Origin of the sequence: Enterobacter cloacae complex sp. P17RS, assembly GCF_014895885.1 — a bacterium.
GTDB lineage: Bacteria > Pseudomonadota > Gammaproteobacteria > Enterobacterales > Enterobacteriaceae > Enterobacter > Enterobacter bugandensis.
In genome coordinates, this window is sequence record NZ_JADBQK010000039.1 from 1 (window position 1) to 247 (window position 247).

1 tRNA gene is annotated in these 247 nt (G+C 49.4%); it reads right to left on the bottom strand.

From position 1 onward, the window contains the following. Positions 1 to 91: 91 nt before the first annotated feature. Positions 92 to 167, bottom strand: a tRNA-Glu gene (locus tag IM265_RS21585). Positions 168 to 247 lie beyond the last annotated feature (80 nt).

The window sequence follows — 247 nt, forward strand, 5'->3', positions numbered from 1 at the left end:
CCAGATTTTTAAAGAGCAAATATCTCAAACATGACTCGCAAGTCAGTTTTGAGATATGACGGCAGGTGACTTTCACTCACGAACCAGCAAGTGGCGTCCCCTAGGGGATTCGAACCCCTGTTACCGCCGTGAAAGGGCGGTGTCCTGGGCCTCTAGACGAAGGGGACACTGAAGTCTCAATCGCAAGACGCCTTGCTGTTTACTTTTCATCAGACAATCTGTGTGGACACTACAAAGGCAGGTTCTT